Consider the following 21488-nt stretch of genomic DNA (forward strand, 5'->3'; position numbering starts at 1 on the left):
TTTCACTGTCGAGCTTTTGTTGCAGCTGTTGCTCCAGGCAAGTCAGTTTGATCAATAAGAGGATGTCTTGACTCTTCATGTGGCCTCGGCTAGCAACTGTCCTTTGTCCTGGGACGGAGGACAGTTTTGGTGGTTTTGCTCAGCAACTATCAACGAGCTCAACCTATCGAAGGCACAAGGCTGTCATTCAAATCTCCACTTGACCCCCGTTTTCATTCGACCTGACCACCGATTGCCTCGGATTTGACCAGCACGCTTTGTAACCATGATCGGCAGAGAACGGCCAAAAGCGGACTTTCTCCGGATTGTCTGTGCCTCCCCTCGAACACGGTCAAGCTCGCCAGGCATTCCAATGAACAGAAAGCTCCCGGCTACGGTATGGGCGCCATGGTGTAATAAACATCGTTGGCGCCTTAGGCGGATCGCACCTAGGAATTGCCGCACTGGTATTACGTGCTATGCGAGACGGTTTTCAAACCACACCTGGAAGGAAGGATGACAAACTTTGCTCCCGTGGGCATTGTCGGTGGTGTGAAGCCACCATGCTCGCGTTATACAGAGCCGGGGCTTTGTTCCGATGCCCTGCTGTCTTGGCTGTTGGGTACTCATCGGGGAAACAACAGCGTAATCGCCGCGCGAAATCCCCAGCCACGAGCACCGTCCTCGGGACTGTCGGCCCAATAGCGTGGACCAACTTGAATGGTCAGCGGTTGACCTCCCAGCTTGAGTTTTAACCCAAGTAGCGTTCTTCGAAACAAACGCTCAATCATTTGGGAGGCTTCCACGTTCAGTGGCTGCTCGGTAGGCGGCTCAATCGGTACCCTTCGGGTCCGATGGTTTCCATTGTAGTTGAGGCGTGGTGGCCCGCTGTTTGTAGCGAGCGGCAGTTCAGGAGGAGGGTTGCCGGTGGCTGCCCTGGGCATTCCAGTATTCAAACAAAGGCGTATCAGCGCCTTTGTCTGATTTCGGGTTATGACACGGCATGTCAGTAATGTTTCCAGCATATTCAGTGGAAGCCATTGAACTTACATTGCTTTTTTGACTTTTGCCCACTCGGCTTTGAGTTTGGTTATGAAGGATGCCTTTGGTTCTTTGGCACACACCTGAACCAACGCAGGCGTAACGGCAGCGATACCATCAACATCCACTACCTCATCTTCCACTTTACCCTTGCGGCTCACCAACTCCCCAATCCCCACGGCGGTGGGTTGGAAACTTTCATCTACGGCAAGAAAGTCTTCACAGGTCCACTGTGACACAGGTTTTTTCCCCGCACTGCCAGCGGCCATGGCCATTGAGCTGGCAGCCAGCATCAACGCTGTTATAAAGATTATTTTGCGCTGCATTATTAAATCCTCTGTTAATTGAATAATGAAAACCAGTAAGCTTTTTCTCAGATGCCCAAGCAACTCTAGTCAAGCAAAATCCGTTATGGGTATTTACTGTTTGGCTTTCGTTTTTTTAAGCGTATCAATGAAGGAATCCTGCATATTTTCAGTACAGGCTTTAATCACCTTCGGGGTTACTGTGACGGTGTCATCTACATCCATTACGGCATCAACGGGCTTACCCGCTTTAGTAAAACCCTCAGCTAAAAAAAACGGCGTTGGGTTGATACGTCTCATCCAACTCCAAAAAATCACCACACGTCCATTTATCGACAGGTGTCTTGGGGGCTTTGGCGGCCAATACACTTGAGCTGGCCATTATTACGAGGGTGGTTACAAGCACTTGCTTTGCATTCATTGGATTAACCTCAATACACAGCTACATGGTTGAAAACGCGAATGCTCGTTCAAGCCATTCACAGCAACTCACTATAGGTCAGCAAGAGATTTGTGCCCGGCAGCACATTCTTCGGCGACGACTGGCATGCTTGAGGTAAGCGCTGGTGAATCAATCTTGATCTATCGTCGTGAGCTCAAGGGCGGTGCCACAATCACCATCCCACTGACGGCTTCTGGCCGATTTCAGCCTCTGACCAACGGCAGCTTTGGGTCCAGGCTGTGTGAAAACGTTTTAGAGCAGATTTGAAAGTCAGGACTGGAACGAAAATCGCGTTCCTACGCAAATTTCCGGTCTGCTGCTGAACCAAACGCTGGCAGATTTTACGTAGCAACGCGGACTTCAAAATGGTGCATGCGTTTTCACACAGCCTGGGCCGTTCTCTGCCGGTCATGTCCACGAATCGTTCTGGTCAAATCCGATGCAAATGACTGGTCAGGTCGAATGCAAATGGGTGGGCAAGTCTGTGCAATTACCCAACAACAAAGCCCCGAACCAGTCGGGGCTTGTGTTTATAGTCGCTACTTGAACAGTTCGGAATGACTCCGAGATCAACAAACGTGATCAGGTCGAGATGCGTCTGCTCATAAATCATCAAAAAGTCACCGCCTATATGACACTCTCGAAAACCGGTCCAATCACCCGTCAGCGCATGATCCAGGTACTCGGCCGACAGCGGCTCTCCCAGAAATAGCATGACCATCACCTGACGAACTTCATTCATGTCGCGGCGTCCGGCACGCTTGTAACGTTCCCAGGATTTCTTGAATTCCGACGTTTGCGCACACTGCTTGGGTAGATCAGCGCGCTTTTGCTTTCTCTCCGGTTTCGCCATCAGTATCCCTCAGCATGTCGTCTATCGAGTCGAACCGCTGGCGAATATCTCGGGCTTGCGCCATGGCGCGGGCCGTTTTATCCGAAGGAACGCGCACCTCAAAGGGGAGGCCCTGAGTCGCTACGACCTGACGAAGAAAAAGACGCATGGCATCACTGATGCTCAGGCCGCACGCACTCAAGACTTCAGTAGCACGAGCTTTCAAATCCTCATCTATACGGCAACGCACGTCTGTGGTTTTCAGCAATGCACCCATGGAAATCACCTCATCGTTAATTTGTAGCTACATTGGCGCTACCTCGAGCAGTATGGTTGGCGGGGTCTTTTGGGTCAACTCCAGCGTGATGGACGGCTGCGATACTGTAGTAGCGTGATAATCAGCTGAATTTCTCGTCAGATATTTCAATCGATTGAGCACACGATGAACATCAGCCCGATCCCTTTCCTACTTGAGAACGTTCCGATTCCAACGCAGGAAAGAGCTGATGACCTCGAACGCTACATTCCCCAAAAAAAAGCCCCGGCTCTTTCGAGTCGGGGCTTTTGCGTTTGAACGGGTGACGATTACATCATCGGGTAATCGATGTAACCAACCGGCCCCTTGCCATAGAACAGTTCAGGACGCGCCTCATTCAGCGGTGCATCGGCCTTCAATCGTGCAGGCAAGTCCGGGTTGGCAATGAACGGCACGCCGAAGGCCACCGCGTCGGCCTTGCCGCTGGCCAGCCAAGCGTTGGCGCTGTCCTTGGTGAAGCGTTCGTTGACGATGTAGGGGCCGCCGAACGCTTCCTTCAACTGAGGACCGAGGCTGTCGCCGGCTTCTTTTTCACGAGAGCAGATGAACGCGATGCCACGTTTGCCCAGCTCGCGAGCGACATAGGTGAAGGTCTCGGACAGGTTGTCGTCGCCCATGTCATGAGAGTCGGCGCGTGGAGACAGGTGCACACCGACGCGGCCGGCGCCCCAGACTTCGATGGCGGCATCCGTCACTTCCAGCAACAGGCGAGCACGGTTTTCCAGGGAGCCGCCGTAGTGGTCGGTGCGCTGGTTGGTGCTGCTTTGCAGGAACTGGTCGAGCAGATAGCCGTTAGCACCATGGATTTCCACACCGTCGAAACCGGCCGCCTTGGCGTTCTCGGCACCCACGCGGTAAGCGTCGACGATGTCGGCGATTTCAGCGGTTTCCAGGGCGCGCGGGGTTGGGTAGTCGGCCAGTGGACGAACCAGGCTGACGTGACCTTTAGGCTGGATGGCGCTCGGTGCTACCGGTGCTTCGCCGTTCAGGTACGAAGTGTGGGAGACCCGGCCAACGTGCCACAGCTGCAGAACAATCTTGCCGCCCGCGCCGTGGACCGCTTTGGTCACGTTGGTCCAGCCGCGCACCTGGTCGTTGGACCAGATGCCTGGGGTATCGGGATACCCGACGCCCATCGGCGTGACTGAAGTGGCCTCGCTAAGGATCAGGCCGGCCGAGGCGCGCTGAACGTAGTACTCGGCCATCAGCGCGTTCGGCACACGGCCTTCGTCGGCGCGGCAGCGGGTCAGGGGCGCCATGATGATGCGGTTGGCCAACTCGAGGTCGCCCAGTTTGATCGGATCGAAAATAGTCGTCATGAAGTACAACCCTCGTGAGGTTAGTGAGTAGCAGGGGCCAGTTCGGGGTTGCCGCTCTGGCGGAAAGTAATCAGGGTGACCAGCAAGGCGAGTACCGCCAGTACGGCTGCCGCGAGCGGCACGCGGGTCAGGCCGAAGCCGTGGGCGATAACGCTACCGCCGACCCAGGCGCCCAATGCGTTGCCAATGTTGAACGCGCCGATGTTCAGGGTTGACACCAGGTTCGGGGCAGCCTTGCCGAAGGTCACCACGTTCACTTGCAATGCAGGCACGGCCGCAAAACACGCGGTGGCCCAGAGGAACAGGGTGATTTCGGTCGGAATCAGCGCGATGCTGGTCCAGGTCAGCACGGTGGATATCACCGCCATCGAAATGAAGACGCCGATCAGCGTCGCGGCCATGCCTTTGTCAGCCAGTTTGCCGCCGATGATATTGCCGACCGTCAGGCCCAGGCCGATGAGCATCAAGGTCCAGGTCACACCACGGGGCGAGACACCGGTGACTTCGCCCAGCAATGGCGCGACGTAAGTGAACAGGGTGAACACCGAGGCGGCGAACAGCGCGGTCATGCTCAGGGACAGCCAGATCCCGGCGCCCTTGAGCGCCGCCAGTTCGGCGCGCATGTCGAGTTTCTCTTCATCGCGCTTGGCCGGCAGGAAACGGATCAGGCCGATCAGCGCAATCACGCCGATCACGGTCACCGCCCAGAACGTCGAGCGCCAACCAGCTTGCTGACCGAGCGCAGTGCCCAACGGCACGCCCAGGACATTGGCCAGGGTCAGGCCGGTGAACATCAGGGCCACGGCCGAAGCGCGCTTGTTAGCCGGTACCAGGCCTGCTGCCACCACCGAGCCAATGCCGAAGAACGCACCGTGGCAGAGGGCAGTCACCACACGGGCAAACATCAGCACGTTGTAGTCAGTGGCCAGTGCGCAGAGCAGATTGCCGATGATGAAAATCCCCATCAACGCTACCAAAGCGGCCTTGCGCGGTAACCGGGCGGTGGCCAGTGCCATGAATGGCGCACCGATCGCCACGCCCAGGGCGTAACCGGTCACCAGCCAGCCGGCACCGGGAATCGACACACCGAGGTCGGCCGCCACGTCCGGCAGCAAGCCCATGATGACGAATTCGGTGGTGCCGATGGCAAAGGCGCTCAAGGCCAGAATGAGGAGCGAGAGGGGCATCATTGATTCCTTGTCGGCTGACTGACGTAAAGGGTCAGAGCTCTTTGCTGATGGTGCTGAGGAACGCCTGGATGGTTTCCTCGTTGCGCTTGAAAAAGTGCCATTGGCCGACTTTGCGGCTGCTGATCAGGCCGGCGCGTTGCAGGGTTGCCAGATGCGCAGACACGGTGGACTGCGACAAACCGCAACGTTGATCGATTTGCCCGGCGCAAACGCCGTGCTCGTTGCTGTGGGACTGGTCGGGGAATTCGACGGTAGGGTCTTTGAGCCAGTGCAGGATTTCTCGCCGTACTGGGTGTGCCAGGGCTTTTATTATTTCGTCGAGGTCAAGGTTCATGGCTTAGGGCTCGTGATGAGTAAAACGCTATATCGCGATGCGGCGAACTTTAAATCGGTATTTCGCGATATACCAATATGATTTTGCTCTGAGGACTGCGTAAATCGGTATATCGAGTTATAACGATATGCTGGTTGTAAAAATACAAGGGCGCAGTGCTAAGCTGCGCTCATGAACTATCTCGCCCATCTTCACCTTGGTGGTCAGCGTCCCGGTCAACTGCTCGGCAGTCTTTATGGCGATTTCGTCAAAGGGCGGCTGCAAGGGCAGTTTGATCCGGAGATTGAGTCGGCCATCCAGCTGCATCGCAGCATCGACGTTTTTACCGACCGCCACCCGTTAGTGGACGTGGCGTTGTCGCGGTTTTCCCTGACCCGCCGGCGTTACGCCGGGATCGTGCTCGACGTGTTTTTTGATCACTGCCTGGCGCGGGACTGGAAACTGTACGCCGACCAACCGCTGGCGCTGTTCACCTCGGACGTGTACCGCGTGCTGACAAGCGAACCGCAACTGCCGGAACGCCTGGCGCGCATTGCACCGCATATGGTGGCCAACGACTGGTTGGGTTCTTATCGGGAGTTCGAGGTGCTGGAGCAGGTGTTGCGGGGAATTTCACGGCGGTTGACGCGACCAGAAGAGCTGGCGGCAGCAATGCAGGAATTGCGGGTGCTGTATGAACCGTTGAGCGAGGATTTTCGGTTGTTCTATCCGCAGTTGCAGGAGTTTGCACGAATCAATGTGGGAGCGAGCTTGCTCGCGATGAGGCCATAACAGTCACCATTGATGTGCCAGTTAAATAGCTATCGCGAGCAAGCTCGCTCCCACAGGGGATGTGTGTTTAAGCCGCAATCGCGGGGCGCATTGGAATCTGCTGTTTCTCCGGGATAGCCCCAAACAACGCCTTCTGCACCGCCTGTTGCGCCTCGAACGCCAGTGCTGCGCGCTCCCGACCTTCGCAAGCAATTGGCTTGAGCAGATGAATCTCCACTTCACCCCGATCATTGGCGAACAAGCGCATCAGGTGTGAGAGCAAATCATCATCGCCAATAAACGGTGCCAGCGAATCAAGCTCACCGTCACGCAGGTAACGAATTGCTACCGGCTGCAGCTTCACTTCGGAATCAATTGCCGCGGACAGCAAGCGCCCATGAAAGGTGCGCAACGAACGGCCATCGGTGGTGGTGCCTTCCGGGAACATCAGCAGTGGATGGGCTTGCTCCAGATGACGGGTCATTTGTTTGCGGATCAACTGGCTGTCGCCCGAACCCCGACGGATAAACAGACTACCGGCCTTGGCCGCCAACCAGCCCGCCACCGGCCAGGTGCGCACTTCAGCCTTGGACAGGAATGACAGCGGCGTCAACATGCCCAGCAGTGGGATGTCGGTCCAGGACACGTGGTTGCTGACCCACAGCATCGGCGCTTGCGGCAATTCGCCGTGTACGGTCACGCGAAACGGCAGGGCGTTGCTCAACCGTGCCATGAAGAATCGCGACCAGCGCTGGCGGCGAACCATCGAATGAGCAATCCCTACACGCTCGAACAACCCGAACACACTGGCCATGCTCAAACCCAGCGCCACCACGCCAAGCACTCGCGCAATCCGCGCGTACACCCGTAACCGGCTCATTACACAGCCGCCTTGAAGTGTTTGGCGTAACGCGGGCAGAGCTCGTCGCGCTTGAGCAGAATGAACACGTCGGCGACCTGGAAATCTTCGTCCCAGCACGGCTCGCCGCAGATTTTCGCACCCAGGCGCATGTAGGCCTTGAGCAGCGGTGGCATTTCGGCGATGACGTTGGATGGGATGTCTAGAACAGGCAGCGGCTTTTTCGGCTCGGCTCGCAGGTGTTCAGTGCACAGATAACGTTCGCGTAAACGCTGCATGATCGCGTGAGCCTGAATGCCGCCGTCCTGCATCGGAATACTCGCGCAACCCATCAAATAGCTGTAGCCGCCTTGGTTCAGCACTTCAGCCAGTTCACCCCAGAGCACGGCGATGGTGCCGCCGTTGCGGTAGGCCGGGTCGACGCAGGTGCGGCCGATTTCGAGGATCGGGCCTTGCAGATGGACCAGCCCGTGCAGGCTGAATTCCTCTTCACTGTAAAACCTGCCCAGGCTGCTGGCAGCCGTGTGATCGAGCAAACGAGTGGTCGCCACCAGACGCCCGGTATTCAAGTCGCGTACACCGATGTGGGCGCAGTGAATATCATAGTCATCCATGTCCAGACCCAGTTCAGCACCCTTGAGCTTGGCGTTGAATTCGCCGCTGAACACGTTGAAGCGCAGGGTCTGGGCTTCCTGCAAGGCCACGGCGCCCATCAGGCGTTCGGCTTGCAGGCGGCGTTCATTGCCGGTGTCGCTGATGCGGGCGATCTGAGTCATAGGGAATCTCCGTGCGGGCTGTTTCCCCGTCTTGGGTGGCAGCCGATCGACTTTCTTTATGCAGCCGTGTTGTGCAAAGTCAGGCTATGTAGCCCCGGTGTCATCGCCATGAAGCTTTGGTGATGCTTGTATGACAGCCCACAAGGAGCCTCTTATGCCCTGGCAAACCCTGTTGCACCGCTGTGATCGCTTGCCTGCCAATGCGGACTTGGGTGAAGGTTTTTCGATGTTGTTGCACCAATTGGGTACCGTTACGCCGTTCGAACTGGCGGTAGCGGGTGGCCGGTTGATGGCGACACCGGGGCTGGCGTTTCTGGTGGGCTATCAGGCAGCGTTGCGCATGCTCTGGCCGAGTGCGCCTCTGAGCCTCGGCGCGTTGTGTGCGACCGAGCAACGCAGCCTGCGGGTCTCGGACATGCAAACCCGACTGGTCGGGTTGCGCGTGAGCGGGCGCAAGGATTTCGTCACTGCCGGTGATGCCGCCGACTGGTTGCTGATCGCCGCTCGCAGTGAAGAGCCAGGCGAGACGCCGCGCTTGAGTCTGGCAGTGGTTTATCCCGGTGAGCCGGGCGTGCGCCTGGAAAAGCTGCCTGCAATCGCGTTGATGCCGGACATCAGCCACGGCCGGCTGTTTCTCGACAACGCGTTATGTGAATTGCTGGCGGGGGATGGTTGGGACGCTTACGTCAAACCGTTCCGTACGCTGGAAGACACCTATGTGCTGAGCGCCATGACGGCCTGGCTGTATGGCGTCGCTCAGGACAGTGACTGGCCGCAAACCTTGCAATTGCGCTTGCTGGCGCTGCTGGCAGGCTGTGCAGAAGTCAGTCGGCAAGCGCCGAACAATTCGAGCGGCCATGTGTTGCTGGGCGGGTTGTTCGCACAGTTTGATGGGCTCAAGGCTGAGGTGGATCAGGCATTGGCCAATGGCCCGCCGCATTGGGCGGCGATGTGGCGCAGGGATCAGGCGGTGATGGATTTGGCGGCTGGGGCCAGGGGGAAGCGGTTGGCCAAGGCATTGGCGGTGTTCTGACGGGCCTCTTCGCGAGCAGGCTCGCTCCCACATTTTGAAATGCATTCCCCCTGTGGGAGCGAGCCTGCTCGCGAAGGCGGCCGGATGGACGACACAAACTCCGAAACTGTCATCAAACTCAACTAATCTCAGCAGGTGGATACCTCCGAGCGCCTGCCATGTTGAAAGGCTTGTCCCTGATTTTGATGCTGCTGCTCAGCCTCACCGCCCAAGCCGAAAACTGGCCCGCTGAACAATGGCCAAAGGGCCCGACGATTACCGGACTCGCACTCGACGCCTTGGAGGCCTACGCCTTCCCACCTCGCGACGACAGCACCCGCCAAGGCGTGCGCACCGATGCCTTGCTGGTGATCCGCGACGGTCAATTGATCTACGAACGCTACGCCGGCCCGACCACCGCCAACACACCGCACCTGACCTGGTCGATCAGCAAAAGCCTCATGGCCACGGTCCTCGGTGCGGCCTATGGCGAAGGCCTGTTCACACTCAATGACCCGGCGCTGAAGTTTTATCCGCCGCTTGAAAAACACCCGATGATAACGATGGCCGATCTGCTGCATTGGGGTTCGGGCCTGGACTGGCAGGAAGACTACGAATACGCGCCATTGAAGTCGTCGGTGGTGGCCATGCTCTACACCCGCGGTCACCACGACATGGCGGCGTTCACCGCCGATCACGGAGAGTACGCCGCCCCCGGTCAGGCGTTTCGCTATTCCAGTGGTGACAGCAGTCTGCTGTCTGCCGCGCTGAAAAACATCGTTGGCCCGGCACGTTATCCAGACTATCCATGGACTGCGCTGTTCGAACCGTTAGGGATTCGCCACGCCGTCTGGGAAACCGACGGCACAGGTATCTTTGTCGCTTCGTCCTATGCCTACCTCACCGCTCGGGATCTGGCCCGCGTCGGTCTGTTGATGTTGCGCGACGGTCGCTGGGGGGAGCGCCAATTGCTTCCCAAAGACTGGGTCGCCTTCAATCGCGAACCCTTTGCCCACTATCAAGCGAATCAGGACGATGCGGTGCCCGGCGGACAGTGGTGGCTCAATCGCGCAGTGGATGGCGCCGCGCAACCCTGGCCCGATGCCCCTGCCGATACCTTCGCCGCGCTGGGTCATTGGGGGCAGGCAATGTACGTGATCCCCAGCCAAAACCTGGTGATCGTTCGCTACGGCGATGACCGTGACGACCGCTACCAAGACAACGACTTGCTCAAACTCGCGCTCAAGGCATTTGCCGTGAAGGAACAGCCATGAACCGTCGCTCTTTCGTTCGTCGCCGACCGGTCAGCGCTTTGCTATTGATCCTGCTGATGCTCTTGCTCGGCTGGGTCTGGCAGGAGCGTGTAGCGCTGTGGGCGTTCCCGGACATCATCAGCGCCTACACCGCCAAGGAATATTGTTCGTGCCGCTACGTGATGAACAACGCCGTCGAGTATTGCCACAGCTATGTGAAGCAATGGCTGCCCACCAGCGGCTTCACCGACGATCCCGCCAGCAAGCGCGTCACCGCCAGCGGCATGGGCCGCAGCAACAGCGCCGTGTGGGTCAGCGAACGCCAGGGCTGCCGACTGATTCCGTAGCAGCAGCCTTCGGCAGCTGCTACAGGTTTGCTTCTGGCTCACGGGCGGCTAAGGTTCGCTCAGGTTTTTCTGCTAGCGAGTCTCTATGTTCAACCGCTTTTTCTCCCAAAACCTCGCTTTCGTGCTACTGGCAGGCGCCACGCTGCCGGCACACGCCGATTGGTACCTGGACGGCGAGTCCTCGCGGCTATCGTTCATCAGCACCAAAGACGCCAATATAAGCGAGGTGCAGCGCTTTCTGGTGCTGCACGGCAAGGTCGATCCCACGGGCCGGGCCGAAGTGGAGGTCGAGCTGGACTCGGTGAACAGCGGCATCCCGCTGCGCGACGAGCGTATGCGCAAGGACCTGTTCGAGATCCAGAGCTTTCCCGAGGCCTTGATCACCGCGCAGATCGATTTGCGGCCGATCAACGATCTCGCCCCCGGTGCGCAACTGGAGTTACGTCTGCCGCTGACCGTCAACCTCCATGGTAAACAACACAACTACAACGCCGAACTGTTGGCGACCCGTCTTGATGATCGGCGCTTCCAGGTGGTGACCCTCGAGCCGCTGGTGATCAACACAGCGAATTTCGATCTGGCCCCCGGTCTGGAACGTTTGCGCAACGTCGCCGGTTTGTCGGCGATCAGTATGTCGGTGCCGGTGGGTGCGGTACTGATTTTTACGGCGCGCTGACATGGCCGGCGCAATTTTTCCCTGGCGTGAAGGCAACCGCTTCGAACTGCTGATCGACGGTCCGCAGTTCTTCCCGCGCATGTTGGTCGCGATTGCCCGCGCTGAAGAGCAGGTCGAACTGGAGCTGTACCTGGTGGAAGCCGGTGCGTGCGCCGAGGCCATGGTTCAGGCGCTGGTCCAGGCGGCCGAACGTGGCGTGCGTGTGCGTTGCCTGTTCGATGATTACGGCAGCCTCGCGTTTACCCTGAACCTGCGTCAGCGTTTGATGGCCGCCGGTGTGGAACTGCGTTTCTACAATCGACTGAGCTGGCGGCGCTGGGTGGGTAACTTTTACCGCGATCACCGCAAGCTGTTGCTGGTGGACCAGCGCCTGGCGGTGGTCGGCGGCACCGGGGTCACCGATGAGTTCTGGACGCCGGGCGAAGACACCAGTGAATGGCACGAAGTCATGGTGGAAATCATCGGCCCGCTGGTCATCGACTGGCAGTTGCTGTTTGACCGCCAATGGATCGCCAACCGTCATCGACGCGCCTGGAAACCGGCTTCGCATTTCGGCTTGCCTCGGCTGCCGCGCGTGCCGTCCATGGGCGAGGGCATGGGCCGGGTGGCCTATGCGGACGCCCGCCAGCACCGGGACATTTTGCAGTCGCTGACGCGTGCGTTGAACAGCGGGCAGCGGCGAATCTGGCTGGCAACTCCGTATTTCCTGCCAACGTGGAAAGTCCGCCGCTCACTGCGCCGGGCAGCTGGCCGGGGCGTCGATGTGCGACTGCTGCTGACCGGGCCGCGCACCGATCACCCGTCGGTGCGTTACGCCGGGCATCGCTATTACCCGCGATTGCTCAAGGCAGGGGTCAAGATCTTTGAATACCAGCCGTGTTTCCTGCACCTGAAAATGGTGTTGATCGATGATTGGGTGAGCATTGGCTCGTGCAACTTCGATCACTGGAATCTGCGTTTCAACCTGGAGGCTAACCTCGAAGCGTTTGACCCCGGGTTGACCCGGGCGGTGGCGGCGAGTTTTGAAAAGGACTTTGGCTTGAGTCAGGAAGTAAGCCTGGAAGCCTGGCAACGCCGGCCGCTGTGGCGACGGGTGAAGCAACGGATGTGGGGATGGGTGGATCGGTTGGTGGTGAACCTGCTGGATCGACGGGACTAAACCCAATTTGCGCAACACCCCAAAACCATTGTAGGAGCGAGCTTGCTCGCGATGGTCGTCAACGATAACGCTGCGAGCCTGATACCCCGCGGCGTTCTCAAGCGTATCGCGAGCAAGCTCGCTCCTACAGGTTTTTGCAGTGTTTGAACGGTTACAGCAACTCAAAACTCTGCTGCGTCACGTCCTCTGAGTCCAGGCCGATCTGCACATTGAACTTGCCCGGTTCCGCCGCGTACTTGAGCTGGGCGTTGTAGAACTTCAGGTCATCCTCGGTGATAGTGAAGTGCACGACTTTCTGTTCGCCGGCCTTGAGCATGACTTTCTGGAAGTTCTTCAGTTCCTTGATCGGACGAATCATCGAACCGGTCACGTCCTGGATGTACAGCTGCACCACGGTTTCGCCGTCACGCTTGCCGGTGTTCTTCACCGTGACGCTGGCGTCGAGCTTGCCGGTCTTGTTCAGCGTAGTGGACGACAGGGCCATGCCGCTCAGGTTGAAATCGGTGTAGCTCAGACCGAAACCAAACGGGAACAGGGGACCGGTGGTGTCATCGAAATACTGCGAGGTGTAGTTGCCCGGTTTACCCGGCGTGAACGGCCGGCCAATGCTCAGGTGGTTGTAGTAGGTGGGAATCTGACCCACCGAGCGCGGGAAGCTGACTGGCAGTTTGCCCGACGGGTTGTAGTCGCCGAACAGCACGTCGGCAATGGCGTTGCCGCCTTCGGTGCCGGTGAACCAGGTTTCCAGAATCGCGTCAGCCTGTTCTTTCTCTTCGAGAATCGACAGCGGACGGCCATTCATCAACACCAACACCAGCGGTTTACCGGTAGCCTTCAAGGCCTTGATCAAGTCGCGCTGATTGGCCGGGATGTTGATGTCGGTGCGGCTCGACGATTCGTGAGACATGCCACGGGACTCGCCCACCGCTGCCACCACTACATCGGCGTCTTTGGCGGCTTTCACCGCTTCGTCGATCAACACTTGCGCCGAACGGGGATCATCGACCACTTCCGGGGCGTCGAAGTTGAGGAAGTTCAGGTAATCCAGCACCTTCTTGTCGCTGGTGATGTTGGCGCCACGGGCGTAAATCAGTTTCGATTGTGCGCCCAGTGCGTTGGTCATGCCGTCAAACAGGGTCACCGATTGCGCGGGTTTGCCGGCGGCGGCCCAGCTGCCCATCATGTCGATTGGCGCCTTGGCCAGTGGACCGACCAGGGCAATTTTCGCGGTTTTCTTCAGCGGCAGGGTTTCGTTCTGGTTCTTCAGCAACACCTGGCTGCGGCGCGCAACGTCACGCGCCTCGGTACGGTGCAGACGGCTGTCGGCGTAAGTGTCGGCCGGATCATCTTCAGCCTTGCCAATGCGCAGGTACGGGTCTTTGAACAGGCCCATGTCGTACTTGGCGGTCAGTACTTCACGCACGGCGTTGTCGATGTCGCTTTGCTCGATCTCGCCGGCTTTCAGCAGCCCTGGCAGTTCTTTGCCGTAGAGGCTGTCGTTCATGCTCATGTCGATGCCGGCCTTGATCGCCAGCTTCGCGGCTTCGCGACCGTCGGTGGCAACGCCGTGTTTGATCAGCTCGAAAATCGCCCCATGGTCGCTGACGGTGAGGCCTTTGAAGCCCCATTCCTTGCGTAACAGGTCTTTCATCAGCCAGGTGTTGGCGGTGGCCGGCACGCCGTTGATCGAGTTCAGCGCAACCATGACCCCGCCGGCACCGGCGTCGATGGCGGCGCGGTAGGGTGGCAGGTAGTCCTGGTACATTTTGACCGGGCTCATGTCGACCACGTTGTAGTCGCGACCCCCTTCGACTGCGCCATACAGGGCAAAGTGTTTGACGCTGGCCATGATGCTGTCGGCCGCGTTCGCGCCGCTGCCCTGGAAGGCCTTGACCATCACGCCGGCGATGCGCGAAACCAGATAGGTGTCTTCGCCGAAACCTTCGGATGTGCGACCCCAGCGTGGATCGCGGGAGATGTCGACCATCGGCGCGAAGGTGAGGTCCAGGCTGTCGGACGCCGCTTCCTTGGCTGCGATGCGTCCGGACAGGCCGATGGCGTCCATGTCCCAGCTCGAGGCCAGGGCCAGCGGGATCGGGAAAATGGTCCGGTGGCCGTGGATCACGTCATAGGCGAAGAACATCGGGATTTTCAATCGGCTGCGCATGGCCGCGTCCTGCATCGGACGGTTTTCCGGGCGCGTGATCGAGTTGAACGTGCCGCCGATGTTGCCGGCGGCGATTTCCTTGCGGATCAGCTCCCTAGGCATTTCCGGGCCGATGCTGATCAGGCGCAACTGGCCGATTTTTTCATCGAGGGTCATTTGCTTCATCAGGTTGCTGATGAAGGCGTCCTTGTTCTCCAGAGGTGCGGGCGTCGTAGCGGCCAATACGTTATGACTGGCCAGGCTGACGAACAGGCCCAGCAAACACAGCTTCTTCATGAATTGTTTTCTCAAAAGCCTAAGCGGCGGTAAATACGCGCCGGTCAGCCAAAATTTAGGGAGCGACTATTGTTGTTCAAGTAAATGCAGGCACACTTGCGCAGGGTTTTAGCGCTGGGGCATCTTTTTAGCCCATTGGCTCGATGCAATCCAGTGGCGGCGGCAGATTATGCCCCAAGAGACCGGTCAGAGGGTTGCAGCTTGTTTTTTCAACGGATTGTACAAGGGAGCGCCAACCAGATGAATGTACGACACCACTATCGGTCGAGCCTGCACCTCGCAGCCTTGATGTTGCTGACCACGTTGCTGGCCGGCTGTGGCATCAACACAATCCCGACACTGGACGAACAGGCCAAGGCGGCCTGGGGCCAGGTGCAGAATCAGTATCAGCGCCGCGCCGACCTGATCCCCAACCTGGTGGAAACCGTCAAGGGCTACGCCAAGCACGAAGAGGAAACCCTGACTGCGGTCGTCGAAGCCCGGGCCAAGGCCACTTCGATTCAGGTGGATGCCAAGACCCTGGATAACCCGGAAAAGCTCAAACAGTATCAGCAGGCCCAGGATCAGCTGACCGGTGCCTTGAGCCGTTTGATGGCGGTGTCCGAGCGATACCCGGACCTCAAGGCCAACCAGAACTTCCTGGCGTTGCAATCGCAACTTGAAGGCACCGAGAACCGCATCGCCGTGGCGCGTCGTGACTACATTCTTGCCGCGCAGAAGTACAACACCGAAATCCGTACCTTTCCGGGTCGCCTGTGGCACAGCGTGATGTACAGCGATTTGCCGATTCGCGAAACCTTCGAGGCGACTACCCCGGATGCTGATAAAGCGCCGCAAGTGAAGTTCTGATCGGCCGTCACCACGGAAGAGGTTGCCAATGCGCGTGTTGAAAATGGGCCTGGTGCTGATGCTCTGGGTGTTGACCCTGACAGCCCAGGCCGGGCTGAAATTCCCGGAGCTGACCGGACGGGTGGTGGATAACGCCCAGATGATCGAGCCAGCGGTGCGCGAGCAGCTGACGCAACAACTTCAGGCCCATGAAAAAGCCACCGGTGAACAATTGGTGGTGGTCACGTTGCCGAATTTGCAAGGCACCGACATTGCGGACTTCGGTTATCAACTGGGGCGCTACTGGGGCATCGGCCAGAAGGACAAAAACAACGGCGCGCTGCTGATCGTGGCGCGTGACGATCGCAAGCTGCGGATTGAAGTCGGTTATGGCCTGGAAGATCGCCTGACCGATGCACAGAGTTCGGTGATCATCAATCAGGTGATCACCCCGGCGTTCAAAACCGGCAACTACAGCAAGGGCATCAGCGACGGGGTCGCGGCGATGCTCGTGGTGTTGGGCGGTAATCCGCTGAATGAACCGTCGACCGTCTATGAATCCCGGGGTGATGCAGAAGGGGACTTCGTTTCGCGGCATCCGGGTGTATTTGTGTTTCTGGTGATGTTGTTCATCCTGACGATTTTCGTCTGCCAGTTGCTCGGAATCCTGCCCAGCGGCGGTGGCCGAGGCCGTTCGGGAGGTGGATTTGGCGGCGGAGGATTTGGCGGCGGCGCAGGTGGAGGATTCAGCGGTGGAGGGGGCGGTTTCGGGGGCGGCGGTTCGTCGGGCGGCTGGTGATGACAACAATGAATAGGCATTCGTAAACATGGCATTACTCACTGAACACGAACAACGCAAGGTCGCCGAGGCCATTGCCCGGGTCGAACGCGACACCGACGCGGAGTTGGTCACCGTGCTCGCGGCCCGCGCCGACGACTATGCCTACATCCCGCTGCTCTGGGCCAGTTTGCTGGCATTAATAGTGCCGGGTGTCGTGCATTACCTGACAGGCTGGCTGACCCTGCACAGCTTGCTGCTGGTGCAATGGGCCAGCTTCATCGTGCTGTGCCTGGTGTTGCGAATTCCCAAAGTCACCACGTACCTGGTCCCGCGTTCGGTGCGTCACTGGCGCGCCTCGAACCTGGCACGCCGGCAGTTCCTGGAGCAAAACCTGCACCACACGGTGGGCGGTACCGGGATACTGATTTTTGTCTGCGAGGCCGAGCGCTATGTGGAAATTCTGGTGGATGAAGGGATTTCCAGGCGGCTGGACAACAAGCACTGGGACGGGATTGTTGCGGCGTTCACGCAACAGGTGAAGCAGGGGCAGACGTTGCAGGGGTTTGTCACCTGCATCGAAGCGTGCGGCGAGTTGCTCAAGGTGCATGTGCCGGTGACGAAAGTGCGCAATGAATTGCCGAATCGGTTGGTGGTGTTGGGCTGAGCATACTCATTCGTTGTAGGAGCAAGCTTGCTCGCGATGGTCGTCAACGATAACGCGGGGTTGCAGGATAAACGCGGTGCTCTTGAATCCATCGCGAGCAAGCTCGCTCCTACAGATCGCACCGTTCGGTAAATAACTGCGTGTCCCGAGCGGCCATCCCCCCTAAAATACCCGCCATTCCCCGAATCGCTCCGCCCGAGGCCGTTTTTTCCATGTCTGTCACCGCCACTCCCGCCAGCCTCGCGCCGGATCATCACGCCCAGTTTATCGATTTGCTGCAAAACAGCCTCGACGCCAATGCGTTCATCAAGCTGGTGCTGGCCAAGTACGTCGGCACCGAAGCCGATTTGCAGCGGCTGATCATCAAGCAGCTGACGGTCAAGGATCAGCCTTGCCTGTCATTCGTGTATCGCTACAAGACTCGCGATATCACCAAAAACCTGCCGATTGAAGAGGGGGTGGCGACCATCGCCGCCTTGTTGCCTGCCTCATTCAAAAATGCGCATTTACTGTCGCTGACGGACGAAGCCCAGCTCGAATACAGCAAAAAGGGCAAGGCTTCACTGTTCAAGAGCAAACCTCAGCAATTGCGAGAAGTGCCGTCCGCCGAGCACAACCGCGAGAAAAACCGCTTCCTCGACCTGAGCCGGCCGTTCCTCGCCGACCTTGGCGTGACCAACAAGCAGCATGAGTTGATCCCGGCGATGTCGCGCAAGTGGAAGCAGATCAACAAATTCATCGAAGTCTTCAGCCATGCGCTGACCAGCTCCCCGCTGGCGCTGGACAAGCCGGTGCAGGTGGCGGACTTTGGTTCGGGCAAGGGTTACCTGACGTTCGCGATCCACGACTACCTGCGAAACACCTTGAAGGCCGAAGGCGTGGTGACGGGTGTCGAGTTGCGTGAAGAAATGGTCAATCTGTGCAACTCCGCGGCCGCAAAACTTGAGCATCCGGGGCTGGTGTTCAAATGTGGTGACGTGCGCAGTGTGGCGCCGAGCGAGCTGGACGTGATGATCGCGCTGCATGCCTGCGACATCGCCACCGACTATGCCATTCATACCGGCATTCGCTCCGGCGCCTCGATCATCATGTGCTCGCCGTGCTGCCACAAACAGATCCGCCTGCAAATCCAGAGCCCGGCGCTGCTCAAGCCGATGCTTCAGTACGGTCTGCATTTGGGGCAGCAGGCGGAAATGGTCACCGACAGTTTGCGCGCGTTGTTCCTTGAAGCGTGCGGTTATGAAACCAAGGTGTTCGAGTTCATTTCACTGGACCATACCAACAAGAACAAGATGATCCTGGCGGTCAAACGCGCCGAGCCGGTGGACCCGGCTCAGCTGTTGGTGAAAATTCAGGAACTGAAGGATTTCTACCACATCACCGAACATTGCCTGGAAACCCTGCTGCGTTCCGACGGCTATCTGTGATCCTGTGGGAGCGAGCCTGCTCGCGAAGGGGCCGTAACAGCAACATCATTGTTGTCTGTCTGTCAGTCCGCCTTCGCGAGCAGGCTCGCTCCTACAGTTGATTTGACTGCGGTCTTGCGCCCCAACATCACCGTCACGATCACCCCGGCGGCAAACAGCCAGGTGATCGGCTCGATGTGCTCACCGAAGAACAGCGCCGAAAAGGCGATGGTGAAGAAAATCTGCAGCAACTGGATCTGACTGACCCGGGCAATACCGCCCATGGCCAGCCCGGCGTACCAGGCGAAGAACCCGATGAACTGCGAGAACAGCGAGACATAACCAAACGCCCACCAGGTCTTGGCCGAAATCTCGCCCTGATGTTGCAGCGCCAGGTACACCACCGGCCCGATCAATAGCGGCGTCGACAGCACCAGCGCCCAACAGATCACCTGCCAGCCGCCCATCTCCTTGGCCAACCGTCCACCCTCGGCGTAACCCAGGCCACCCACGGCAATCGCGCCGAGCATCAGCAAATCACCTGACTGAATACTGCCGGCACCGCTGATCAGCGCATAACCGAGTACCAACGCACTGCCCAGCGCGGCGCAGGCCCAAAAGGATTTTGACGGTCGCTCATGGGACAGCCACGCAGCGTACAGCGCCACGCACAACGGTTGCAGACCGTTGACCAGCGCACCGTGGGACGCCGGCAAGGTTTGCATCGCCCAAGCCGAAAGCACCGGGAACCCGAGGATCACCCCGGCGATCACCAGCGTCAGGCCTTTGATCTGTTTCCAGGTCGGCCATTTCTCCCGACGCCACAGCAACAGCAACGCCGCCGGAACTGCCGCGAACAACGCACGGCCCAGGCCGTTGAGCAGCGGATGGAGTTCCTGCACGACAATCCGCGTGAAGGGCAGGGTAAGGCTGAAAATAACAACGCCGAGCAGGCCCAGGGCCATACCGGTATTTTCGCGCGAGGACATGATGGCAACCAGAATCGAGGGTGGCGGGAAGAGCCTTTATATAGCCACAAACCTGGGGTCTGCCGCTGTTACAGCTAGGCGCAGAGTTATCCGTACAGTTTGAGGTCGCCATCGCGAGCAAGCTCGCTCCCACATTTGATCTGCGGTGAACACATAATTTGCTAACACCGAAGATCCAATGTGGGAGCGAGCTCGCTCGCGATGAACGATAACGCCGTAGTAGCTGGTTATTACCCGTCCCGCCGGATTAGGACTACCTTGAATACTCCTGCAGGCCCACGTTTTTCCCAGAGGAGTCCTCCCCATGGCAGCTAAAAAAATTCTGATGTTGGTTGGCGATTACGTCGAAGACTACGAAGTAATGGTGCCGTTCCAGGCGCTGCTGATGGTCGGCCACACGGTGCACGCTGTTTGTCCGGACAAAAACGCCGGCCAGACCGTGCGCACAGCCATCCACGACTTCGAAGGCGACCAGACCTACAGCGAAAAACCTGGTCACTTGTTTGCCCTGAACTTTGACTTCGCCAAGGTCAAATCCGAAGACTACGACGCGCTACTGATCCCTGGCGGTCGTGCGCCGGAGTACTTGCGCCTGAACGAAAAAGTGCTGGAACTGGTGCGTGCGTTCGACAAGGCCGGTAAACCGATTGCCGCCGTGTGTCATGGTGCACAATTGTTGGCAGCGGCGGGGGTTCTCGAAGGTCGCGAGTGCAGCGCCTACCCGGCCTGCGCCCCGGAAGTCCGCCTGGCCGGCGGGACGTTCATCGATATCCCGGTGACCGAAGGTCACGTTCAAGGCAATCTGGCCACTGCTCCAGCCTGGCCGGCGCACCCGAACTGGCTCGCGGGTTTCCTCGGGTTGCTGGGCACCAAAATCACGCTGTAACGAGGGACGCTCCCATGTGCGAGCTCTACGTCAAAGCCGATCCGATTCTCTATGAATCGCGCTCCCGCTCGCTGCGCATCTGCGGGGTGGTCACCACCCTGCGGCTGGAGAATCAGTTCTGGGACATCCTCAGTGAAATCGCCGGGGTCGATGGCATGACCACCAACCAGTTGATCGCCAAGCTGTATGAAGAGGTGATGGACTATCGCGGCGAGGTGGTGAATTTCGCCTCGTTCTTGCGGGTGAGTTGTACGCGGTACCTGAGTCAGCGGCGGGTGGTTGCGCCAGAGTTGTCAGTGGTGCGCACGGCGGTGAAGTAGGGTGGTTTTGCGATGACCTGGTGGGCCCCTTCGCGAGCAGGCTCGCTCCCACAGTGAATGTGTGTACCCATTCCATTGTGGGAGCGAGCCTGCTCGCGAAGGGGCCGGTACAGGCGACAAAAATCTTCGCCTGGTCTTTACTCTTTGGCGCGAACCCTCTCAATTGCCAAGGAGAACGAGCATGTCCGGATGGTACGAAGTGAGCAAAACCAGCAGCGGCCAGTTTCGGTTCGTCCTGAAAGCGGCCAATGCAGAAATCATTCTGAACAGCGAGCACTACACGACCCGCAGTGCTGCGGATAACGGCATCGCGGCGGTGCAGAAAAACAGCCCGCAGGATGACCGCTACGAGAAAAAGACCACCAAGGATGGCCATCCGTACTTCAACCTCAAAGCCGCAAATCACGAAATCATCGGTAGCAGCGAGGCTTATTCCTCCGAGGCTGCGCTTGAGAAAGGCATCGCTAGCGTCAAGGCCAACGGGCCGACCAGGGTGATCAAGGACAAAACCTTGCCGGTGCTCTGACCACACCTGAATGCAAATCTCCTGTGGTACCGCTATCGCGAGCAGGCTCGCTCCC

Annotated in this window: 25 protein-coding genes and 2 pseudogenes; 14 read left to right on the plus strand and 13 right to left on the minus strand. The window is 58.6% G+C overall.

Going from position 1 to position 21488, the window contains the following annotated elements:
- Nucleotides 1–605: 605 nt before the first annotated feature.
- The 4 genes and pseudogenes from AC1MDT_RS28215 to AC1MDT_RS28230 form a co-directional block, all read right to left on the minus strand.
- Nucleotides 606–728, minus strand: a pseudogene (locus AC1MDT_RS28215) (transporter); the annotation flags it as partial.
- Nucleotides 729–1025: 297 nt separating this feature from the next.
- Nucleotides 1026–1346 (minus strand): acid-activated periplasmic chaperone HdeA, encoded by a 321-nt coding sequence (gene hdeA / locus AC1MDT_RS28220; RefSeq protein ID WP_480419947.1) that lies wholly within the window; start codon nucleotides 1344–1346, stop codon nucleotides 1026–1028.
- A 93-nt stretch (nucleotides 1347–1439) separates the two neighbouring features.
- Entirely contained in the window at nucleotides 1440–1625 is a 186-nt protein-coding gene (locus AC1MDT_RS28225) for an HdeA/HdeB family chaperone (RefSeq protein WP_480419948.1), read from the minus strand.
- Nucleotides 1588–1746, minus strand: coding sequence for an HdeA/HdeB family chaperone (locus AC1MDT_RS28230; protein ID WP_480419949.1), 159 nt, complete (start codon nucleotides 1744–1746; stop codon nucleotides 1588–1590). The genes AC1MDT_RS28225 and AC1MDT_RS28230 overlap by 38 nt, the downstream gene beginning before the upstream one ends.
- A gap of 297 nt (nucleotides 1747–2043) precedes the next feature.
- Between AC1MDT_RS28230 and AC1MDT_RS28235 the strand changes: the two genes are divergently transcribed.
- Nucleotides 2044–2328 (plus strand): (2Fe-2S)-binding protein, encoded by a 285-nt coding sequence (locus tag AC1MDT_RS28235; protein ID WP_480422879.1) that lies wholly within the window; start codon nucleotides 2044–2046, stop codon nucleotides 2326–2328.
- Here AC1MDT_RS28235 and AC1MDT_RS28240 read toward each other — a convergent pair.
- From AC1MDT_RS28240 to AC1MDT_RS28260, 5 genes and pseudogenes are all read right to left on the minus strand, one after another.
- A pseudogene (locus AC1MDT_RS28240) lies at nucleotides 2307–2620 on the minus strand (type II toxin-antitoxin system YafQ family toxin). The gene AC1MDT_RS28235 and the pseudogene AC1MDT_RS28240 sit on opposite strands and share 22 nt — an antisense overlap.
- Entirely contained in the window at nucleotides 2586–2876 is a 291-nt protein-coding gene (locus tag AC1MDT_RS28245) for a type II toxin-antitoxin system RelB/DinJ family antitoxin (protein WP_480419950.1), read from the minus strand. Before AC1MDT_RS28245 ends, AC1MDT_RS28240 begins: the two are co-directional and overlap by 35 nt.
- Nucleotides 2877–3184: 308 nt before the next feature.
- Nucleotides 3185–4234: an alkene reductase gene (locus AC1MDT_RS28250; protein ID WP_480419951.1), complete on the minus strand. Its 1050-nt coding sequence runs from the start codon at nucleotides 4232–4234 to the stop codon at nucleotides 3185–3187.
- A gap of 20 nt (nucleotides 4235–4254) precedes the next feature.
- Entirely contained in the window at nucleotides 4255–5421 is a 1167-nt protein-coding gene (locus AC1MDT_RS28255) for an MFS transporter (RefSeq protein WP_480419952.1), read from the minus strand.
- Nucleotides 5422–5455: 34 nt separating this feature from the next.
- Nucleotides 5456–5758: an ArsR/SmtB family transcription factor gene (locus AC1MDT_RS28260; protein WP_480419953.1), complete on the minus strand. Its 303-nt coding sequence runs from the start codon at nucleotides 5756–5758 to the stop codon at nucleotides 5456–5458.
- A 171-nt stretch (nucleotides 5759–5929) separates the two neighbouring features.
- On the opposite strand from AC1MDT_RS28260, the gene AC1MDT_RS28265 reads away from it, so the two are divergent.
- Entirely contained in the window at nucleotides 5930–6529 is a 600-nt protein-coding gene (locus AC1MDT_RS28265; RefSeq protein ID WP_480419954.1) for an acyl carrier protein phosphodiesterase, read from the plus strand.
- Nucleotides 6530–6596: 67 nt separating this feature from the next.
- On the opposite strand, the gene AC1MDT_RS28270 is transcribed toward AC1MDT_RS28265, so the two are convergent.
- Both AC1MDT_RS28270 and olsB read right to left on the minus strand, forming a co-directional pair.
- Nucleotides 6597–7388, minus strand: a complete 792-nt coding sequence (locus tag AC1MDT_RS28270) for a lysophospholipid acyltransferase family protein (RefSeq protein WP_480419955.1) — start codon at nucleotides 7386–7388, stop codon at nucleotides 6597–6599.
- On the minus strand, nucleotides 7388–8143 hold the full coding sequence (gene olsB, locus AC1MDT_RS28275) for an L-ornithine N(alpha)-acyltransferase (protein ID WP_480419956.1): 756 nt from the start codon (nucleotides 8141–8143) through the stop codon (nucleotides 7388–7390). The genes AC1MDT_RS28270 and olsB overlap by 1 nt, the downstream gene beginning before the upstream one ends.
- A gap of 154 nt (nucleotides 8144–8297) precedes the next feature.
- On the opposite strand from olsB, the gene AC1MDT_RS28280 reads away from it, so the two are divergent.
- The 5 genes from AC1MDT_RS28280 to AC1MDT_RS28300 all read left to right on the plus strand — a co-directional run bounded on the left by AC1MDT_RS28280 (nucleotide 8298) and on the right by AC1MDT_RS28300 (nucleotide 12590).
- On the plus strand, nucleotides 8298–9176 hold the full coding sequence (locus AC1MDT_RS28280) for an acyl-CoA dehydrogenase middle domain-containing protein (RefSeq protein WP_480419957.1): 879 nt from the start codon (nucleotides 8298–8300) through the stop codon (nucleotides 9174–9176).
- Between the two features lie 158 nt (nucleotides 9177–9334).
- Complete coding sequence (locus AC1MDT_RS28285) at nucleotides 9335–10429, plus strand: serine hydrolase domain-containing protein (RefSeq protein ID WP_480419958.1); 1095 nt, start codon at nucleotides 9335–9337, stop codon at nucleotides 10427–10429.
- A complete protein-coding gene (locus tag AC1MDT_RS28290; RefSeq protein WP_480419959.1) occupies nucleotides 10426–10755 on the plus strand; it encodes an amidase in 330 nt (109 codons plus the stop codon). The genes AC1MDT_RS28285 and AC1MDT_RS28290 overlap by 4 nt, the downstream gene beginning before the upstream one ends.
- An 85-nt stretch (nucleotides 10756–10840) precedes the next feature.
- Entirely contained in the window at nucleotides 10841–11431 is a 591-nt protein-coding gene (locus tag AC1MDT_RS28295; RefSeq protein WP_480419960.1) for a YceI family protein, read from the plus strand.
- Nucleotide 11432: 1 nt separating this feature from the next.
- A complete protein-coding gene (locus tag AC1MDT_RS28300) occupies nucleotides 11433–12590 on the plus strand; it encodes a phospholipase D-like domain-containing protein (RefSeq protein ID WP_480419961.1) in 1158 nt (385 codons plus the stop codon).
- Between the two features lie 151 nt (nucleotides 12591–12741).
- Here the strand turns inward: AC1MDT_RS28300 and bglX are convergent, their stop codons facing one another.
- The gene (gene bglX / locus AC1MDT_RS28305; protein WP_480419962.1) at nucleotides 12742–15033 is read right to left on the minus strand and encodes a beta-glucosidase BglX; all 2292 of its coding nucleotides are present in this window, start codon (nucleotides 15031–15033) and stop codon (nucleotides 12742–12744) included.
- Nucleotides 15034–15273: 240 nt separating this feature from the next.
- Here bglX and AC1MDT_RS28310 point away from each other — a divergent pair, with 240 nt between their 5' ends.
- From AC1MDT_RS28310 to AC1MDT_RS28325, 4 genes are all read left to right on the plus strand, one after another.
- Nucleotides 15274–15882: a LemA family protein gene (locus tag AC1MDT_RS28310; RefSeq protein WP_480419963.1), complete on the plus strand. Its 609-nt coding sequence runs from the start codon at nucleotides 15274–15276 to the stop codon at nucleotides 15880–15882.
- A gap of 28 nt (nucleotides 15883–15910) precedes the next feature.
- Nucleotides 15911–16660: a TPM domain-containing protein gene (locus AC1MDT_RS28315; protein WP_480419964.1), complete on the plus strand. Its 750-nt coding sequence runs from the start codon at nucleotides 15911–15913 to the stop codon at nucleotides 16658–16660.
- Nucleotides 16661–16688: 28 nt separating this feature from the next.
- Nucleotides 16689–17306 (plus strand): TPM domain-containing protein, encoded by a 618-nt coding sequence (locus AC1MDT_RS28320; RefSeq protein ID WP_480419965.1) that lies wholly within the window; start codon nucleotides 16689–16691, stop codon nucleotides 17304–17306.
- 212 nt (nucleotides 17307–17518) lie between these two features.
- Nucleotides 17519–18733 (plus strand): class I SAM-dependent methyltransferase, encoded by a 1215-nt coding sequence (locus tag AC1MDT_RS28325; RefSeq protein WP_480419966.1) that lies wholly within the window; start codon nucleotides 17519–17521, stop codon nucleotides 18731–18733.
- A 62-nt stretch (nucleotides 18734–18795) separates the two neighbouring features.
- Here the strand turns inward: AC1MDT_RS28325 and AC1MDT_RS28330 are convergent, their stop codons facing one another.
- Entirely contained in the window at nucleotides 18796–19701 is a 906-nt protein-coding gene (locus tag AC1MDT_RS28330; protein WP_480419967.1) for a DMT family transporter, read from the minus strand.
- A 304-nt stretch (nucleotides 19702–20005) separates the two neighbouring features.
- Between AC1MDT_RS28330 and AC1MDT_RS28335 the strand changes: the two genes are divergently transcribed.
- From AC1MDT_RS28335 to AC1MDT_RS28345, 3 genes are all read left to right on the plus strand, one after another.
- A complete protein-coding gene (locus AC1MDT_RS28335; RefSeq protein ID WP_414907788.1) occupies nucleotides 20006–20587 on the plus strand; it encodes a DJ-1/PfpI family protein in 582 nt (193 codons plus the stop codon).
- A 14-nt stretch (nucleotides 20588–20601) separates the two neighbouring features.
- Nucleotides 20602–20907: a ribbon-helix-helix domain-containing protein gene (locus AC1MDT_RS28340; RefSeq protein WP_480419968.1), complete on the plus strand. Its 306-nt coding sequence runs from the start codon at nucleotides 20602–20604 to the stop codon at nucleotides 20905–20907.
- A gap of 181 nt (nucleotides 20908–21088) precedes the next feature.
- Nucleotides 21089–21433, plus strand: a complete 345-nt coding sequence (locus AC1MDT_RS28345) for a YegP family protein (RefSeq protein ID WP_480419969.1) — start codon at nucleotides 21089–21091, stop codon at nucleotides 21431–21433.
- The last annotated feature ends 55 nt before the right edge of the window (nucleotides 21434–21488 follow it).

The sequence above is a fragment of the Pseudomonas sp. ASL7 genome, assembly GCF_056680375.1.

Coding starts and splice junctions, on each gene's coding strand:
- hdeA (WP_480419947.1), bottom strand. CDS start 1,346: ATGCAGCGCAAAATAATCTTTATAACAGCGTTGATGCTGGCTGCCAGC.
- AC1MDT_RS28225 (WP_480419948.1), bottom strand. CDS start 1,625: ATGAGACGTATCAACCCAACGCCGTTTTTTTTAGCTGAGGGTTTTACT.
- AC1MDT_RS28230 (WP_480419949.1), bottom strand. CDS start 1,746: ATGAATGCAAAGCAAGTGCTTGTAACCACCCTCGTAATAATGGCCAGC.
- AC1MDT_RS28245 (WP_480419950.1), bottom strand. CDS start 2,876: ATGGGTGCATTGCTGAAAACCACAGACGTGCGTTGCCGTATAGATGAG.
- AC1MDT_RS28250 (WP_480419951.1), bottom strand. CDS start 4,234: ATGACGACTATTTTCGATCCGATCAAACTGGGCGACCTCGAGTTGGCC.
- AC1MDT_RS28255 (WP_480419952.1), bottom strand. CDS start 5,421: ATGCCCCTCTCGCTCCTCATTCTGGCCTTGAGCGCCTTTGCCATCGGC.
- AC1MDT_RS28260 (WP_480419953.1), bottom strand. CDS start 5,758: ATGAACCTTGACCTCGACGAAATAATAAAAGCCCTGGCACACCCAGTA.
- AC1MDT_RS28265 (WP_480419954.1), top strand. CDS start 5,930: ATGAACTATCTCGCCCATCTTCACCTTGGTGGTCAGCGTCCCGGTCAA.
- AC1MDT_RS28270 (WP_480419955.1), bottom strand. CDS start 7,388: ATGAGCCGGTTACGGGTGTACGCGCGGATTGCGCGAGTGCTTGGCGTG.
- olsB (WP_480419956.1), bottom strand. CDS start 8,143: ATGACTCAGATCGCCCGCATCAGCGACACCGGCAATGAACGCCGCCTG.
- AC1MDT_RS28280 (WP_480419957.1), top strand. CDS start 8,298: ATGCCCTGGCAAACCCTGTTGCACCGCTGTGATCGCTTGCCTGCCAAT.
- AC1MDT_RS28285 (WP_480419958.1), top strand. CDS start 9,335: ATGTTGAAAGGCTTGTCCCTGATTTTGATGCTGCTGCTCAGCCTCACC.
- AC1MDT_RS28290 (WP_480419959.1), top strand. CDS start 10,426: ATGAACCGTCGCTCTTTCGTTCGTCGCCGACCGGTCAGCGCTTTGCTA.
- AC1MDT_RS28295 (WP_480419960.1), top strand. CDS start 10,841: ATGTTCAACCGCTTTTTCTCCCAAAACCTCGCTTTCGTGCTACTGGCA.
- AC1MDT_RS28300 (WP_480419961.1), top strand. CDS start 11,433: ATGGCCGGCGCAATTTTTCCCTGGCGTGAAGGCAACCGCTTCGAACTG.
- bglX (WP_480419962.1), bottom strand. CDS start 15,033: ATGAAGAAGCTGTGTTTGCTGGGCCTGTTCGTCAGCCTGGCCAGTCAT.
- AC1MDT_RS28310 (WP_480419963.1), top strand. CDS start 15,274: ATGAATGTACGACACCACTATCGGTCGAGCCTGCACCTCGCAGCCTTG.
- AC1MDT_RS28315 (WP_480419964.1), top strand. CDS start 15,911: ATGCGCGTGTTGAAAATGGGCCTGGTGCTGATGCTCTGGGTGTTGACC.
- AC1MDT_RS28320 (WP_480419965.1), top strand. CDS start 16,689: ATGGCATTACTCACTGAACACGAACAACGCAAGGTCGCCGAGGCCATT.
- AC1MDT_RS28325 (WP_480419966.1), top strand. CDS start 17,519: ATGTCTGTCACCGCCACTCCCGCCAGCCTCGCGCCGGATCATCACGCC.
- AC1MDT_RS28330 (WP_480419967.1), bottom strand. CDS start 19,701: ATGTCCTCGCGCGAAAATACCGGTATGGCCCTGGGCCTGCTCGGCGTT.
- AC1MDT_RS28335 (WP_414907788.1), top strand. CDS start 20,006: ATGGCAGCTAAAAAAATTCTGATGTTGGTTGGCGATTACGTCGAAGAC.
- AC1MDT_RS28340 (WP_480419968.1), top strand. CDS start 20,602: ATGTGCGAGCTCTACGTCAAAGCCGATCCGATTCTCTATGAATCGCGC.
- AC1MDT_RS28345 (WP_480419969.1), top strand. CDS start 21,089: ATGTCCGGATGGTACGAAGTGAGCAAAACCAGCAGCGGCCAGTTTCGG.